We start from the raw sequence: 1,445 nt of genomic DNA on the forward strand, positions 1-1,445 counted from the left end.
AATTGATAAGATCCAGACAGTAAAACAAGAAGTTGAAGCTTGGCAAGAATATAGAAATAATCTTAATGCCAAAATAAATTGGCAATTCACAACGGAAAATTGCAGAATCAAACTCAAAAAACTTTATACGTCAATTAATAATTGACTTGACACTAGGTATTTAAGGATTTTCTACATATACTTTAAGCTATGAATGTATTGAAATTTGGGGGGACTTCGGTAAGTTCTATAGAATCTTTAAGTAATATACTTAATATTATTAAAAATTATCAGTGCCGAACAAATGAACCTTTGCTATTGGTAGTTTCGGCCTTAAAAGGGGTTACAGATAATCTAAACACAATATTTAGATTGGTGTCTAGAAAAGATGAAGAATATCTGAAACATTTAGAAGAGATTAAACAATATCATTCTAGATTTATAAATGATATATTTCAAGGAAGGGAATCTTTGATTTCAAAAAACACCTTTACTTCTATTGAAGAAAACCTGGAAAAATGTCTAAAAGAACTTTGTTTTAAGGAAAAAGTTAATAAAAAAGATAAAGACAGTATTCTTGGATTTGGTGAAATTTTCTCTGCCCACATCGTGACAGAATTTCTTAAATTAAATGGACATGAATTCTTCTTTCTTGATTCGAAAAAATTGATAGTCACAAACAATAATTATGGGAATGCAAAGATAAATATGAGTTTGACAAGAAAAAAGGTTAAAGATTTTTTTAAAAAAAACACAAAAAATTATGTAGTTACCGGTTATATAGGAGCAACAGAAGAAAATATTCCAACCACTTTAGGAAGAGGGGGGTCAGATCTTACTGCTACGATTCTTGGTTCTATATTAGAATCAAACACAGTAATTAAATGGACAGACGTAAATGGTATCTTGACTGCAGATCCAAGGTTTATTTCAAATACCTACTCTTTAAAAGAAATTACCTTTAATGAATTAATAAATATTTCAAAATTTGGTTCAAATATACTAATACATCCTAATGCACTATTAAAAGAACTTTTTGCTAAAAGAATTGACATATTAATTAAAAATACATTTGATATCGAGTTTCCTGGTACTAGAATCCGTAATTATTCAGATCATTCAGATAAGGTAATTTCGATAAATGAAAATAGTTCTATAGTCTTATTTGAAGGAAATTGGATGATTTCTAAAGAAATAGTAAAAGAAATTTTGCATCAAAACTTTTTAATTTTTAGAATAAAGTTAAATGCTCTTGATCAAAAAAACAAAATCTATTAGTATCCATCCGTCTAACCCACCTTGATTAGCTTTGGTTTGAGATCTATTTTTGTCAAAAAAATATATGTCACAATTATCGGAATCTAAACGGATGGAGGAATTGGTATCCTCTTATCACAGTTCAGGTCAGACTCAAAAAGATTTTGCAAAGGCTCATGTCTTAACGGAAGGTAAATTACATTATTGGA

The 1,445-nt window shown here is 28.5% G+C and carries 1 protein-coding gene and 1 pseudogene; both read left to right on the forward strand.

The features are described from left to right. Positions 1 to 145, forward strand: a pseudogene (locus F0000_RS28505) (IS630 family transposase); the annotation flags it as partial. Positions 146 to 189: 44 nt separating this feature from the next. Beyond that, positions 190 to 1,257: an aspartate kinase gene (locus F0000_RS27290; protein ID WP_149627848.1), complete on the forward strand. Its 1,068-nt coding sequence runs from the start codon at positions 190 to 192 to the stop codon at positions 1,255 to 1,257. Positions 1,258 to 1,445 lie beyond the last annotated feature (188 nt).

It is taken from the genome of Aquimarina sp. RZ0, assembly GCF_008370685.1.
Classification (GTDB): Bacteria; Bacteroidota; Bacteroidia; order Flavobacteriales; family Flavobacteriaceae; genus Aquimarina.

What these genes read in the sequence shown, in the direction of transcription:
- F0000_RS27290 (WP_149627848.1), top strand. Translation starts at nt 190, where the DNA reads ATGAATGTATTGAAATTTGGGGGGACTTCGGTAAGTTCTATAGAATCT.